17 protein-coding genes are annotated in these 13392 nt (G+C 73.3%); 9 read left to right on the top strand and 8 right to left on the bottom strand.

What is annotated here, in order from left to right; all coding sequences use genetic code 11:
• The first annotated feature begins 23 nt into the window (after positions 1–23).
• Both O7604_RS09985 and pheA read left to right on the top strand, forming a co-directional pair.
• Complete coding sequence (locus O7604_RS09985) at positions 24–599, top strand: hypothetical protein (RefSeq protein ID WP_281579490.1); 576 nt, start codon at positions 24–26, stop codon at positions 597–599.
• A 10-nt stretch (positions 600–609) separates the two neighbouring features.
• Positions 610–1566 carry a prephenate dehydratase gene (gene pheA, locus O7604_RS09980; protein WP_281579489.1) on the top strand — a complete coding sequence of 319 codons (957 nt, stop codon included), beginning with the start codon at positions 610–612 and terminating at the stop codon, positions 1564–1566.
• A gap of 43 nt (positions 1567–1609) precedes the next feature.
• Here the strand turns inward: pheA and O7604_RS09975 are convergent, their stop codons facing one another.
• From O7604_RS09975 to O7604_RS09965, 3 genes are all read right to left on the bottom strand, one after another.
• A complete protein-coding gene (locus tag O7604_RS09975) occupies positions 1610–2329 on the bottom strand; it encodes an AIM24 family protein (RefSeq protein WP_281579488.1) in 720 nt (239 codons plus the stop codon).
• 95 nt (positions 2330–2424) lie between these two features.
• Positions 2425–2769: a metallopeptidase family protein gene (locus tag O7604_RS09970; RefSeq protein ID WP_181726620.1), complete on the bottom strand. Its 345-nt coding sequence runs from the start codon at positions 2767–2769 to the stop codon at positions 2425–2427.
• 88 nt (positions 2770–2857) lie between these two features.
• Positions 2858–3286 carry an OsmC family protein gene (locus tag O7604_RS09965; protein WP_013289315.1) on the bottom strand — a complete coding sequence of 143 codons (429 nt, stop codon included), beginning with the start codon at positions 3284–3286 and terminating at the stop codon, positions 2858–2860.
• Between the two features lie 118 nt (positions 3287–3404).
• On the opposite strand from O7604_RS09965, the gene O7604_RS09960 reads away from it, so the two are divergent.
• From O7604_RS09960 to O7604_RS09950, 3 genes are all read left to right on the top strand, one after another.
• Entirely contained in the window at positions 3405–4139 is a 735-nt protein-coding gene (locus O7604_RS09960) for a hypothetical protein (RefSeq protein ID WP_269703426.1), read from the top strand.
• A gap of 167 nt (positions 4140–4306) precedes the next feature.
• Positions 4307–5128, top strand: a complete 822-nt coding sequence (locus O7604_RS09955; RefSeq protein ID WP_269703425.1) for an HAD family hydrolase — start codon at positions 4307–4309, stop codon at positions 5126–5128.
• On the top strand, positions 5128–5940 hold the full coding sequence (locus O7604_RS09950) for an HAD family hydrolase (protein WP_269703424.1): 813 nt from the start codon (positions 5128–5130) through the stop codon (positions 5938–5940). Before O7604_RS09955 ends, O7604_RS09950 begins: the two co-directional genes overlap by 1 nt.
• Positions 5941–5977: 37 nt before the next feature.
• Here the strand turns inward: O7604_RS09950 and O7604_RS09945 are convergent, their stop codons facing one another.
• On the bottom strand, positions 5978–6568 hold the full coding sequence (locus O7604_RS09945) for a bacterial proteasome activator family protein (RefSeq protein ID WP_269703423.1): 591 nt from the start codon (positions 6566–6568) through the stop codon (positions 5978–5980).
• Positions 6569–6626: 58 nt separating this feature from the next.
• Here O7604_RS09945 and O7604_RS09940 point away from each other — a divergent pair, with 58 nt between their 5' ends.
• Both O7604_RS09940 and O7604_RS09935 read left to right on the top strand, forming a co-directional pair.
• Entirely contained in the window at positions 6627–7454 is an 828-nt protein-coding gene (locus O7604_RS09940) for an alpha/beta hydrolase (protein WP_281579487.1), read from the top strand.
• Positions 7455–7502: 48 nt separating this feature from the next.
• The gene (locus O7604_RS09935) at positions 7503–8723 is read left to right on the top strand and encodes an ABC transporter substrate-binding protein (protein ID WP_281579486.1); all 1221 of its coding nucleotides are present in this window, start codon (positions 7503–7505) and stop codon (positions 8721–8723) included.
• A gap of 67 nt (positions 8724–8790) precedes the next feature.
• Here the strand turns inward: O7604_RS09935 and ddaH are convergent, their stop codons facing one another.
• Positions 8791–9624: a dimethylargininase gene (ddaH, locus tag O7604_RS09930; protein ID WP_269703417.1), complete on the bottom strand. Its 834-nt coding sequence runs from the start codon at positions 9622–9624 to the stop codon at positions 8791–8793.
• Positions 9625–9683: 59 nt separating this feature from the next.
• On the opposite strand from ddaH, the gene O7604_RS09925 reads away from it, so the two are divergent.
• Positions 9684–10142 (top strand): Lrp/AsnC family transcriptional regulator, encoded by a 459-nt coding sequence (locus tag O7604_RS09925; RefSeq protein WP_091413428.1) that lies wholly within the window; start codon positions 9684–9686, stop codon positions 10140–10142.
• 55 nt (positions 10143–10197) lie between these two features.
• Entirely contained in the window at positions 10198–11154 is a 957-nt protein-coding gene (locus O7604_RS09920; RefSeq protein ID WP_281579485.1) for a zinc-binding dehydrogenase, read from the top strand.
• A gap of 7 nt (positions 11155–11161) precedes the next feature.
• Here the strand turns inward: O7604_RS09920 and O7604_RS09915 are convergent, their stop codons facing one another.
• From O7604_RS09915 to O7604_RS09905, 3 genes are all read right to left on the bottom strand, one after another.
• Positions 11162–12289 carry a hypothetical protein gene (locus tag O7604_RS09915; protein ID WP_281579484.1) on the bottom strand — a complete coding sequence of 376 codons (1128 nt, stop codon included), beginning with the start codon at positions 12287–12289 and terminating at the stop codon, positions 11162–11164.
• 65 nt (positions 12290–12354) lie between these two features.
• Positions 12355–12612 carry a DUF6457 domain-containing protein gene (locus tag O7604_RS09910; protein ID WP_091415945.1) on the bottom strand — a complete coding sequence of 86 codons (258 nt, stop codon included), beginning with the start codon at positions 12610–12612 and terminating at the stop codon, positions 12355–12357.
• Positions 12609–13247, bottom strand: a complete 639-nt coding sequence (locus tag O7604_RS09905) for an NTP transferase domain-containing protein (RefSeq protein WP_281579483.1) — start codon at positions 13245–13247, stop codon at positions 12609–12611. Before O7604_RS09905 ends, O7604_RS09910 begins: the two co-directional genes overlap by 4 nt.
• Positions 13248–13392 lie beyond the last annotated feature (145 nt).

The raw sequence follows: 13392 nt of genomic DNA, 5'->3' as shown, positions 1-13392 counted from the left end.
CCCCGGCCGGTCCTGCTCCTACGATGGCCTCGGCCCCACCGTACGACGACATCCCTCGATGCCCCGAGGACGCCCCCGTGCCCCGCACCCCACACCCCCGGCGCCGCCACCGCCCGCTGGCGCTGCTGACGCTGCTCGCCCTCACCGCCTGCGGCGCCCCGCCCGAGCTGCGCGCGCCGTCCGCCGCCGCCACGCCACTCCCGGTCCCGTCGGTGTCCGCCACGCCCACGCCGAGCGCGACCTCGGCCGCACCCGTGCCACCGCCGGCACCCACGCTCTCGCCGGCCGTGCCGGTGTCGGCGGCGCCCTGCCGGGGACGGCCGTCCGGCGACCGGATCGTCGCGCTGCTGCGCGGATCCGCCGGCGTACTGCCCCGCGACGTCCGGGTCACCGTGGCGACCGGTCCGCTCTGCGCCGAGGGCTGGCAGTACACCGTGCTGACGGTCACCGGGCACGAGGAGTTGCAGGTGGTCACGCGCGGCGAGACCGGCACGCCGAGGCTGGTCACCGCCGGCACCGACGTGTGCGGCGTCGAGGTGCGGACCCTGGCGCCGGTCGGCATCCGTACCCTGGCCTGCGACGGCACGCCAGGTGCGTAGGCTGGTCGACATGCCCGGAACACCGCCGACCCGCTTCGTCTACCTGGGCCCCGAGGGCACCTTCGCCGAGCAGGCCCTGCGTACGGTGCCCGCCGCCGAGCGCGGGGACCGTACACCGGCCCGCAGCGTCGGTGAGGCGCTCGACGCGGTACGCGCCGGGGAGGCGGACGCGGCGCTGGTGCCGCTGGAGAACTCCATCGGCGGCGCGGTCGGCGTGACGCTCGACGAACTGGTCGAGGGCGACCCGCTGGTGATCACCCGCGAGGTGGTCCTCCCGGTGGACTTCGTGCTCGCCGCCCGCGCCGGCACCACGCTGTCCGACGTCCGCTCCGTCGCGGCACACCCGCAGGCGTCCACCCAGTGCCGCGGCTGGCTGCGGGAGCACCTGCCCGACGCCACAGTGGTCGACGTGCTCTCCAACGGCGCCGCCGCGGCCGGTGCGGCCAGCGGCGAGTACGACGCCGCCATCTGCGCCCCGATCGGCGCGACCCGGCACCGGCTGGCGGTGCTCGCCGACAAGATCGCCGACCACCCGGACGCGGTGACCCGCTTCGCGCTGGTGTCCCGCCCCGGGCCGCCCCCGCCGCCCACCGGGGACGATCTCACCTCGCTCGCGGTGTGCCTCGCGCACGACCGGGTGGGCGCCCTGCTGGCGGTGCTGATGGAGCTGGCGGTACGCGGCGTGAACATGACCCGGATCGAGTCCCGCCCGACCGGCGAGGCGCTCGGCCGCTACGTGTTCTTCCTGGACTGCGCCGGACACGTCGCCGACGTACGCCTCGGCGAGGCGTTGCAGGGGCTGCGCCGGGTCTGCGCCGACGTGCGGTTCCTGGGGTCGTACCCCCGGCACCGCTGGAGCACGGCGGCGGGTGACCAGCAGACGCCGGTGCCGCCCGGGCTCACCGACGCCGACTACGCCGACGCGGCGGCCTGGGTGGCCCGGCTGCGGTCCGGCGAGCTGACCTGACCGGCCCGGGGCGACCTCGGCGGACGCCCCGGGCACCGGAAGGTCACTGCAGCAGGCCGCCGAGCACGCCGCCCTGCTGCTGGGAGCCGCTGCCGGCCACCGGAGGCTCCTCCGAGGGCTGGACCACCACGAAGCCCTGACCGGCGAAGCTCATCGTGAACGCCTCACCGGTGCTGCGGCCGAGCAGCGTGCCGAGGCCGAGCTGCTCGGCCCGGTGGTAGCCGGTCTGGAGGTTCGCCGACCAGCACACCGCCGCCTGCGGGTCCACGTACGTCGGCGCGTCCACGTTGAGCACCACCGGGGTGCCGTTGGTGGTGATGGCGATCCGGCCGTACCCGGTGAAGACGCAGTTGAACAGGCCGGATGAGGACGCGAAACCGGCGCCGCCGACCATCTTGATGTCGTACTGGAGCGTCGAGTCGAACGCCAGCACGCTGGAGCCGTTGATGGACAGCGCGTCGCCCGGCTCCAGGTCGATGACGTGCACGTCCTTGGCGAAGTCGGCGAGGAAGACGTCGCCGCGCCCGGAGACCTTCATCAGCGGCACGCCCTCGCCGGTGAGCCGCTGCTTGATGAACTTGCCGATGCCGCCGGAGCCGAGTGCCTGGAACTGCACCTGCCCCTGGTAGGCGACCATCGACCCGACCCGGGCCATGGCCTCGCCGTTCAGCTCGATCTTCAGCATCTTGGAGTTCTGCAACCGCATGCCCGGCTGCTGGGACTCCTTCTCGAGGTTCTCCGCGGAGAACAGCGCGCTACGCATGGGTCTTCCTCCTGCATCGGGTTCTGCCTGATCCGCAGGTTAGGGGACCTGCGCAACCGCCGGGATCAGCCGAGCGGGGACGCGCCGAGGGCCGGTCAGCCCCAGCCCAGGGCGTGCAGGCGCTCGTCGTCGATGCCGAAGTGGTGGGCGATCTCGTGCACCACGGTGATCGCGACCTCGTCGACGACGTCGTCGTCGGTGTCGCAGATCGCCAGGATCGGGTTGCGGTAGATCAGGATGCGGTCGGGCAGCACGCCGGAGTAGTCCCAGCCGCGCGAGGTGAGCGAGTGCCCCTCGTACAGGCCGAGCAGGTCCTCACCCGGCGGCGGGTCGTCCTCCACCAGGATGACCACGTTGCTCATCAACCCGAGCAGTTCCTCGGGCACCTCGTCGAGTGCCTCGCCGACCAGTTCCTCGAACCGGTCCCGGCTCATCTCCACGGCCACGCGGCCCGGTCACTCCCTCCCGGTGGGCACGCCGCACGGCGAGGGCGTCCCGCAGGACACCCCCGCCGTGGCGTACGCGATGTCAGGCCAGACGGGCGTTCAGCGTGATCTGCGCGCCCGGCGACAGCAGCCGGGAGATCGGGCAGTTCTCCTTGGCCGCCTCGGCGAGCTTGGTGAACTCGGCCTGGTCGATGCCCGGAACCTGACCCACGGTCTCCAGGTCGATGCGGGTCACGGTCATGCCGGCGTCGGTCTTGTCGAAGTGCACCTTGGCGGTGGTCTCCACCGCGGTCTCCTGGGCGCCGGCGTCGGCGAGCTGCTTGGAGAGCGCCATCGAGAAGCAGCCGGCGTGCGCGGCGCCGATCAGCTCCTCGGGGTTGGTCCCCTCGCCCTCCTCGAAGCGCGACTTGAAGGAGTAGTTGCCGGACAGGCCGCCCTTGCCGGTGCGGACGGTGCCGGACCCCTCGGTGAGGTTGCCCTGCCAGCGAGCGGATGCGGTACGGATAGGCATGGCACCGACGCTAACCGAAAGCGCGCCGCCCCGCACCGCACCTCGGGGTCGCGATCCCGGCCGGCGGGAGCGGGCTGTGCCATGATTCGACCCAGGCCCGCGCACGGGAAGGGTGGCCATGTCGCAGGATCTCCCCGTTCCCCGGCAGGACAAGCGAATCCCCCTGCAGGACAACCGGTCCGACGACACCACGATCGTCGAGTGGGGCGACGCCGAGCCGGAGCCGTCCGGCCGGGCCGCGCGCTCGCTCGCCGCGCTGGGCCGGGACCGCCGCCTGCCGACAGTGCTCACCGGGCTGGGCGCGGTGGCCGCGATCGCCTCGCTGATCGGCGAGTGGCTGACCATCACGGTGCCGGCCGACACCCGGGGCGACGACGCGCCGGCCCGGCTGACCAGCGGCATCTCCGAGATCGGCGGCTTCGGGACGGCGTACCTGATGGGTCTGCTCGGGCTGTCGGTGGCGGTGGTGCTGGCGCTGCGCGGCGCCCCGGCGGTGCGGCAGCACGCCCGGCTGGCGGGGCTGGGTCTCGCCGCCGGTGTGCTCGGGTTGCTCGTCGCGACCGCCGCCTCCCTCGAACAGCTGGCCCGGCGCATCCTGTTCTTCGTCGGCGAGCAGCGCCTGGAGGTCGAGCACGGCCGCGGCCTGGTCAGCGCGTTCCTCGCCGTCGCGCTGCTGGCGGCCGCGCTGCACCTGGCCGGCCGGGCGGCCGGCGGGTCGCCCGTCGACAAGGAGCCGGACGACGACCGGCCGGACCGTCGCCGCCGGGTGGACGAGGACGACCTGCCCCCGGCCCCGGCGGACCTGACGGTGCAGCCCACGGTGCCGTTCGCCGGCCCCGAACGGTCGTACTGATCCAGCTCCGGCAGCGCGGACGACGGCCACCGGAGCTTCGCCGCCGATTCGCCGGAAAGCCGTGGTTGCCGCCTGTTCCGCGAGATACGGTTGCTGCCCGCCGTCCCATGGTCGCGGCACCGAAGACCTGGACGGCCGGCGTGACGGCGGCGGGCGAAGGAGGAACCATGACCCGCCCGGGACTGCCCAAGCTGATCGCCACCGACCTCGACGGGACGCTCGTCCGCAGCGACGAGACCGTCTCCGCGTACACCCATCGGGTGCTGGACCGGGTGCGGTCCGCCGGGATTCCGGTGGTCGGCGCGACCGGACGCGGACCGCGCCTGACCGAGCTCACCCGCAACGACATCCGGGCCGCCGACTTCCTGGTGATGGCCGGTGGCGGCCGGGTGGTGGACCAGAGCGACCCCGACGGGCCGCTGGTGCTGCGCGACGAGCGGCTGCCCGGCGAGGTGCTGGCCCGGCTCCTCACGGACCTGGAGGAGGCGGTCGGCCCGCTGACAGTGATGGTGGAGGCGTCGGACGAGCACGACGCGCCGCTGTGGGGCGACTACCACCCGAGCTGGCCCTACCCGGACCGGTTCGAGGCGCGCAGCCGGACGGAATGCCTGTCCTGCGACGTGATCAAGGCGTTCGCCCGGACCGCCGACCACCACGTGGACGAGCTGCTGGCGGCGGCACGGGCGATCGTGCCGCCGGAGGTGGCCACGCTCACCCAGGCCGGGCTGGGGTTCATCGAGATCTGCCCGCCCCGCACCGACAAGGCCAGCGGGCTGAGCGTCGTCGCCGAACGGCTCGGGGTGGACCCGGCCGACGTGCTGGTCTTCGGCGACCAGCCGAACGACCTGCCGATGTTCGACTGGGCCGGATGGGCCCGGGTGGCGGTGGCGAACGCCCACCCGGAGGTGCGCGCCGCGGCGGACGAGGTGACCTTGCGCAACGACGACGACGGCGTCGCGGTCTACCTGGACCGGCTACTCTCGCGGTGATGGAAGATCCACCTCGGCTCGTCGCCTCCGACATCGACGGCACGCTGCTGCGCGACGATCGGACGCTCAGCCCGCGTACCGCCGCGGTGCTGGCCCGCATCGCCGCCGCCGGCACTCCGGTGGTCCTGGTCACCGGCCGTCCGATCCGCTGGCTCCAACTCGTGTACGAGCAGCTCGCCGCGCCGCTGCCGGCGATCTGCGCCAACGGCGCGGTGGTGTACGACCCGGTCACCGACCAGGTGCTGCGGGCCGATCCGCTCGCCCCGGAACTGCTGGCGGAGGTGGCCCGGCGACTGCGCGCCGAGGTACCCGGCGTGAGTCTCGCCGTGGAGATCGTGGACAGCCGGCAGATGCGGCACGAGGCGCACTATCCGCTGCGCTGGGACGCCGACCTCGACGCGATCCGGGCCGTCGAGTCGCCCGAGGAGCTGCTGGCCGCGCCCGCGGTGAAGCTGCTGGCGCGGGCCGGTGAGCAGGATCCGGACGTGTTCGTGCGGGTGGTGGCGGGCGCGCTGGAAGGGCTGGCCGAGGCGACCCACTCGTCGTACAGCGGTTTGATCGAGATCTCGGCCGCCGGCGTGACGAAGGCGGCCGGCCTGGCCTGGTACGCGGAGCGGCTGGGCGTCGACGAGCGGGACGTGGTGGCCTTCGGCGACATGCCCAACGACGTGCCGATGCTGGCCTGGGCCGGGCGTGCGGTGGCCGTCGCCAACGCCCACCCGGCGGTACGGGAGATCGCCCACGAGGTCACCGGGCCGAACACCGAGGACGGCGTCGCGGCGTACCTGGAGAAGGTCTTCGAGCTGGACTGAGCGGCCGGGGCGCGTGCGGCGCGCCCCGGCCGACGGGTCACAGGTACTGGCCGGGCGCGTGGCCCTCGCCGCCGCCGGGCATCCCGGGCATGCCCGGAATCACGCCGCCGGGGCCGCTGGGCAGCGCCTGACGGCCCGAGCGCATCTGCTCCAGCTGGACGCGGGCGGCCATCTGCTGGGCCACCAGCGCGGCCTGGATGCCGTGGAACAGGCCCTCCAGCCAGCCCACGAGCTGGGCATGCGCGATGCGCAGCTCGCCCTCGCTCGGCGTCTGCTGCTCGGTGAACGGCAGCGAGATCCGCTCCAGCTCCTCGCGCAGCTCGGGTGCGAGGCCCTCCTTCAGCTCGACGATCGAGCGCTCGTGGATCTCCCGCATCCGGTTCCGGCTCGCGTCGTCCAGCGGCGCCGCCTTCACCTCCTCCAGCAGCTGCTTGATCATGCTGCCGATCCGCATCACCTTGGCCGGCTGCTCGACCAGGCGGGTCGGGTCCTCGCCCTTGCCCTCCTCGGTCTGCACCGTGCCGACCGGGCGGCCGTCCGGCCCGACCACCACCACGGTGCCGGGGATGCCATCGTTGCCCTGTTCGTCGTCGTGTCCGGCGGAGTGCGCTTCGGTCATGGCACCCATCTTTACCCACGCCGACCATGCGCACGCGGCCGGACCTCCGGGACGCTACCGTCGCCGCATGCTCTCCGACCCGCGCGAGGTGCTGACCCGCCCGTCCCCGCCCCCGGATGCCACGGTCCCCTACGGCGACCACCCGGACCAGCTCGCCGACCTGCGCCTGCCGGCCGGCGACGGACCGCCCCGGCCGCTCGTGGTGGTGGTGCACGGCGGTTTCTGGCGGGCGGAGTACGACCGGAGGCACACCGGCCCGATGGCGGCGGCGTTCGCCGCGCTCGGCCACCCGGTCGCGCAGATCGAGTACCGCCGGACCGGCCGGCCGGGCGGAGGATGGCCGCACACGCTCACCGACGTCCGCGCCGGGATCGCCGCGCTGCCGGAACTCGCCGCCGCCGCGCTGCCCGGCCGGGTGGCGCCCGTGCCGCCGATCCTGGTCGGTCATTCGGCGGGCGGGCACCTGGCCCTGTACGTGGCGGCGCACGCCCCGGAAACGGTCGGCGGGGTGCTCGCGCTCGCGCCGGTGGCGGACCTCGCGCAGGCGTACCGGCTGGACCTGGACGAGGGGGCGGTGGCCGCGTTGCTCGGCGGCGGCCCGGACGACGTGCCGGACCGGTACGCGGCGGCCGATCCATCGGTATTGGTACCCATCCAAACACGTACAGTAGTCATTCACGGTGATCAAGATATACAGGTCCCGGTCACGATCAGCAGGTCCTGGGTAGCGGCCGATCGGGCCGCCGGCGGCTCCGCCACGCTTGTTGAGCTGCCCGAATGCGAGCATTTCGGGCTGATCGCACCCGGCTCCACCGCATGGCCGCAGGTCGTCGAGGCGTTGCGGTCGCTTCACGATGATCTTCCGGGCATTGACGCAGCGTCGTCGACCAGGTAGAACGCCGAAGGGGCGTGCACCATGGCCGCCCCGTCGGGAAGGAAGTCGGTGGCACAGATGAACCGCAGGCGGGCCCTGCAACTGCTGGCCGCGCTGGGCACCACCGGACTGGCGGCGGGGTGCGGCTCGGGGGACGACTCCGGGGAGCAGACCGGATCCGGCAGCCCGATCAAAGTCGGACTGATCGTGCCCGGCAGCGGGGCGAACAAGGCCATCGGCGACGAGATCACCAACGGCTTCCAGCTCTTCCTCAGCATGCGCGGTCAGCAGATCGCCGGCCACCCGGTCACGCTCGTGACCGCCGAGGAGGGCGACACCGCCGCCACCGGCAAGGCCGCCGTCGACCGGCTGCTCAAGGAGGGCGTGCTCGCGCTCACCGGCGTGGTCAGCCCGACCGTGATGACCGGCATCAAGGACGCGGTCGAGGAGGCCCGGGTGCCCCTGCTGGGCTCCAACGCCTCCCCGGCGACGCTCCAGGGCGTCGTCTACATCTGGCGCACGTCGTACGTGCTGACCGAGCCCGGCGAGGCGCTCGGCGAGTACCTGCGCCAGAAGCTGGACGCCTCCAGCCGGATCGCCATCTTCGGCACCCGCGGCACGGGCAGCCAGGACGTCATCGAAGGGCTGCGGCGCGCGTACGAGCGGGGCCGCCGGCTCACCGAGGACCCGATCTTCACCGAGGACGACCCCAACCCGTCCCGGTCGCTCTACTCCGGGCCCATCCGCAAGGCGCTCGGGCGCAAGCCGGACGCGGTGTTCTGCCACTACTCCGGCGCGCAGGCCGTGCAGTTCGTCAAGCAGCTCTACGCCCAGGGCTACCGGGGGCCGATCTACGCCCCCGGCTTCCTCACCGAGGGCACCGCGCTCGACCAGCTCGACGACGGGGAGAAGGGCCGCGAGCGCAAGCTCATCGAGTCGTACGGCATCGAGACCGCGCTGAACTACTCGGCCGACCTCAACAACACCGCGAACCGGATCTTCGCATCGGCGTACCGGAAGACGTTCAACTCGGCGCCCACCACGTACGCGATGGCCTCCTACGACGCCGCGCTGGTGCTGGACAAGGCGATCCGGCTGGCCGGGGGGAACCCCTCGCCGCAGCAGGTCAACCTGGCACTCGGCAAGGTCGGCCAGGTGGACAGCCCGCGCGGCACCTGGCAGTTCAACCAGACCCGTACCCCGCAGCAGAAGTGGTACCTGCGCCGGGTGCAGACCGACGGCCGGCTGCTCTCCAACGTCGTGATCAACGAGCTGGCGACGCTGGGCTGACCGGCCCTCGTACACGCGCAAGGGCGGTCTCCCCACCGGGAGGCCGCCCTTCGCGTCGAGGCGTGGCTCAGTGCCGCAGTTCGGCGATGCAGCACTTCACGCTGCCACCGCCCTTCTTCAGCTCGGCCAGCTCCACCGGGACCGGGTGGTAGCCGGCCGCCTTGAGCCTGCCGGCGAGCCGTGTCGCCTCGTTGTTCAGCACCACGTTGAGCCCGTCGCTGACCAGGTTCAGGCCGAACGCCAGCGCGTCCTCGTCGTCCGCGACGATCGCGTCCGGGAAGAGCTGGGCCAGCACCTTCTGGCTGGCGGCGGAGAAGGCTCCCGGGTAGTAGACGACGTTCTCGTCATCGATCGAGGCCAGCGCGACGTCGAGGTGGTAGAAGCGCGGGTCGACCAGGTGCAGCGAGACCACCGGCCGCCCGAGCGCCTCCTGCGCCTCGGCGTGCGCGGCCGGCTCGGTCCGGAAGCCGTACCCGGCGAGGACCAGCCCGCCGTGCGCCTCCGGCAGGTACGCGAAGTCGCCCTCACCCTCGTTGGTCTCGCTCGGCGCGATGAACCGCCAGCCCTGCTGTTCGTAGAACGCCCGGTGCGCGGCGGCCTCGGCGGACCGCTGCTCGTGCTTGAACCGGGCGCCGTAGGCGGTGCCGTCGACCACGAACGCGCCGTTTGCGGCGTACACCATGTCCGGCAGGCCCGCCTCGGGAGTCAGCAGGTGCACCTCGTGCCCCAGCCCGACGAGCGTCTCCCGCAGCCGGTCCCACTGCTTGACCGCCAGGTCGGCGTCGACCGGCGTGGTCACGTCCATCCACGGGTTGATCGCGTACTCGACCGTGAAGTGCTCGGGCGAGCACATGAGATATGTCCGCTTTCGCGAGACTCGCTGCTGGTTCACGGTCACCAAGAGTAGGTACGGTACAACTTTGGTAACAGCCACAAGCATTGCTTCCCAGGAGCAGAACGTTGCAGATAGACGCGGTCGACCAACGAATCATTGCGTTACTCGTGGCAGATGCCCGCGCCTCGTACGCGGACATCGGCAGCCGGGTGTCACTCTCCGCCCCCGCCGTCAAGCGACGGGTCGACCGACTCCGATCCGCCGGGGTGATCCGCGGGTTCACCGCCGTCGTCGACCCGGCCGCCGTCGGCTGGACCACCGAGGCGTTCGTCGAGCTGTTCTGCGCCGGCCGGACCACCCCGGCGCAGATCGGCGCCGCCGCCCGCCGGCACCCCGAGGTGGTGGGCGCGTACACCGTCTCCGGCGAGGCCGACGCGCTCGTGCACCTGCGCGCCGCGGACATCTCCCACCTGGAGGAGGCGCTGGAACGGCTGCGCGCCGAATCGTTCGTCACCTCGTCCCGCAGCACCATCGTGCTCTCCCGGCTGGTCGAGTCCCCCGGCGTCGGACCGTCAACGGTTTGACCTCAACCCGGCTTCATGTCGTGCACTGGTGACCGGCGTGAAGCGAGGAGGCGGTATGCGTGCGGTGTGGCTGCGGGAGTTCGGCGGACCGGAGGTGCTCGTGCCCGGAACGGCACCCGACCCGGCACCCGGACCGGGCCAGGTGCTCGTCGACGTGGCACACGCGAACATCACGTTCGTCGAGACGATGTTCCGGGCCAGCGGCTTCGGGCCGTTCGGCGCCGAACTGCCGGTGATCCCCGGTAACGGGGTCGGCGGCACCATCACCGAACTCGGACCCGGCGTCGATCCGGCGCTCGCCGGCCGCGTCGTGGTCACCGCCACCGGCGGCACCGGCGGGTACGCCGAGCGCGTCGTGGTCGACCAGGGTGCGCCTGTCCCCGTACCCCCGGGGTTGCCGCTGGACGCGGCGGTGGCGCTGATGGCCGACGGCCGGACCGCCCTGATGCTGGCCCGGGCGGCCGGGCTGCGCCGAGGCGACCGGGTCCTGGTGGAGGCGGCGGCCGGCGGCGTCGGATCGCTGCTTGTCCAACTCGCCGCACGGGCCGGCGCCACGGTGGTGGCCGCCGCCGGCGGCTCCCGCAAGGTGGCCGTGCTCCGTGCCGCCGGCCTCGACGTCGTCGTCGACTACCGGCAGGCGGGCTGGACCGACCGGGTCCGGGACGCCGTCGGCGCCGTCGACGTGGTGTTCGACGGCGTCGGCGGGCCGCTCGCCCGGGAGGCGTTCGACCTGCTGGATCCTGGCGGACGGATGCTCAGCTTCGGGCTGGCCGGCGGCACCTGGGCGGACATCCCGGCCGAGTCGGCAGCCGCACGCGGGGTGACGCTGCTGAGCCCCCGGCCCGGCCCGGACGAGCTGCGCGCCCTCACCGAGGCGGCGCTCGCCGAGGGCGCGGCCGGGCGGCTGCGGCCGCTGATCGGGCAGCGCTTCCCGCTGGAACGGGCCGCCGCCGCGCACGCCGCGATCGAGGCCCGGGAAACCCTGGGCAAGACCCTGCTCGACGTACGCTGAGCAGCGCTCAGAGGTACATGCCGGTGCGGTGCTCCTCGGCCCGGGCCGGCTTGTCGCCCTCGCCGAAGAAGCGCTTGCCGCCGAACTCGCCGTGCAGACGGTCGTCCAGCTCGTCGGCGAGACCGGTCATCACCTGCACCGCGAGCATCAGGTGGGTGGGCTGGAAGTTGCGGCCGAAAACCGGGATCGAGGCCCACACCGTGTCGTCGGCGCAGTAGAGCCGGCCGATCGGCATCCGGTTGGTCAGCTCGGAGAGCTTCACGTAGAGGCGCTCGGTCGGCTCCACCTCGGTCAGCACCGGCGAGAAGACGTCCACGAGCGGCGGGTTGTCCCGCACCCGCACGAAGACCATGGCCGAGCCGGCCCGGATGTTGATGTCCCCGTCGGAGTCGACCTGAAGCTGGTCGGACGCGGACTTCAGCATGGTCGACACGACGGTGCGGACCCGCTCCTCCAGGGCCAGCACGTCGTTCTCGCCCGACTGCGCGGCCGCCGCCGCGGCCAGCGCCTCGTCCAGGTCGGCCTCGACGTCCCGGTCCGGGCCGAACTCGCTGCGCGCGGTACCGAGCGGTTCCGCCGGCAACGGCTCGCCCTCGGTGTCGTGCACCAGGTAGACGAGGAAGGCCGGATGCGGCGCCCCGTAGACGTCACGCAGCGTCCGGGAGAGCACGGCGGCCAGCCGGGTCGCCTCGTCGGTGCCGCAGTCCAGCCCGAACTGCTCCCCGGAACCCGGGACCACGCCCGGCGGCGACCAGCCGAGCGCCACCATGTCGGCCACCGCCGCCCGGTCCAGCCGGTAGCCCTGCGGCAGCGTGGCGTTGCCGACCGCGCGGGCCGAGAGGCGCCCCTCCTCGCCCGCGTCCACGCTCACCGAGTAGACGGCGTCCCCGGTGCCCGAGGCGGTCGGGTCGAGCGTGACCTCCAGGTGCCCACCGGCGGGCAGGGCGCGGAGCTGGTCGGCGAGCGCCCGGGCGAACTCCCGCCACGCCTCGGTGACCTTGGCCCGCAGATCGGCTGTGGTCGGCTCGTCGAGCAGGATCGACTCGTGGTGCTCCGGCGTACCGCCGGTGGCGTGGTGCTCCGGCGTGCCGCCGGCAGGCTTGTCGACCGGCGCCGAGGGGTGGTCTGCCGTCATGATCGCCTCCGTCCGTTCCCGCCACCCTACCCACGCGCGAGGGGGACCGAATCCCGCGCGAGGCGCTAATCCCCAGGTGTGGAACCACCCAGATCCACCGGCCAGGAACCGGCCAGCGCGCTGAGCCGCTCGGCCGCCGCGGCCGGGTCCGCGCCGCGCCCCACCGCCAGCCCCAGCAGGTACGCGGTGACCGGCGCGCCCGGCCGGACCACCTGGTGGGCCACGTCCCGGGCCACGTCGAGCACTGTCGGCACGGGCACCCCCGCCGGGTCCAGGTCCAGTTCGGCGCACACCGCCGTGACCCAGTCGTCCAGCACCGTCATCTCGTCCACTCCTCCGCCCGGCGTACGTCCTCGTCAGTGTCGCAGTCGAACCAGGGCGGCGGCCCGGACGCGGACCAGGACACCTCGCGTACGGCGACGCCGGCCAGCAGCCCGCGTACCGGCGCCCCGTCGAGCGAGCCGCCCCGCGCCGCGGCGAGCCGGTCGAGGGCGGTCCGCAGGGCCGGTACCCGCCAGACGGCGCAGAGGTGCTGGCGGCGGCCGTCCCCGTCCACGTAACAGGAGAGCGCGGGCGTCGGTACGTCGGATCGGCCGGCGGGATGAGCGTCGGCCGGCCCTGCGGCGAGGGCGCGTCGCAGCTCGGCCACCGCGGCGGGGGTGAGCAGTGGCAGGTCGGCGGCGAGCACCGCGACAGTCGTCGTACCGGGGTCGAGCAGCGCCAGCCCGGCCGCCGTGGCGGCCACCGGACCACCTCCGGGCGGCTCCTCCCGCGTCGTCCGGGCCCCCTGCGGCACCGGGCCGGACGAGCCGACCACGATCCGCTGGTCCGCGTCGGCCACCGCGTCCAGCACCCGGTGCAGCATCGGCCGGCCGCCGACCGCACGGGCCGGCTTGTCCACGCCGCGCATCCGCCGGGCCGCACCACCGGCGAGCAGGACCGCCGCGTACCCCGTCATCGCCTCACAGTAGCCACAGTCACGACCGCCGCATCCCGGCTCGGGCGGGCGTCCGGCATTTTTCGGCGGTTATCCGACGTTGATCGACTGCTTCTCGGCGAAGTGGTGGCATCCATGGCCCTCCGACACCGCCACTTCGCCGAAC

Origin of the sequence: Micromonospora sp. WMMA1947, assembly GCF_027497355.1 — a bacterium.
Taxonomy (GTDB): domain Bacteria; phylum Actinomycetota; class Actinomycetes; order Mycobacteriales; family Micromonosporaceae; genus Micromonospora.
Note: the sequence above shows the minus strand (reverse complement) of the source record. Positions and strands in the feature narration are given on the sequence as shown.